This window comes from Polynucleobacter nymphae, from assembly GCF_018882155.1.
GTDB classification, from domain to species: Bacteria; Pseudomonadota; Gammaproteobacteria; order Burkholderiales; family Burkholderiaceae; genus Polynucleobacter; species Polynucleobacter nymphae.
In genome coordinates this window covers 1-286 of sequence record NZ_JACVPA010000019.1, presented here as the reverse complement: position 1 = coordinate 286, position 286 = coordinate 1, and the positions used below count along the sequence as shown (strand labels likewise).

Annotated in this window: 1 protein-coding gene; it reads right to left on the bottom strand. The window is 50.0% G+C overall.

All coding sequences use genetic code 11. From position 1 onward, the window contains the following. A partial coding sequence (locus ICN29_RS10645) for a hypothetical protein (RefSeq protein WP_216133008.1) occupies nucleotides 1-286 on the bottom strand: 286 nt, incomplete at both ends.

The following is a 286-nucleotide window of genomic DNA, read 5'->3' as shown; positions in this document are numbered from 1 at the left end:
CGCCACCAGCCAAAGTCGAACCAATGGTGATAGCACTACCCTGCAAGGTTCGAGTTGCGCCAGTACCGGTTAAGGTGACAGGGCCGGTGTATTGTTGAGTGCCGGTGGTAATGATATTGGCAGCGATATTGGTGCCAGTGGTATGAGTTGAAGTCGTTGCTAAGCTCGTCAAGGCCGCACTATTGCCAACCGTACTCGAGAACGTAATCGAACCTGTACCAGCTGTAATTGTTAATGTCTTCGCGCCATTGACTGCTGCACTAAAGCTAATGTTGTTACCACTAGA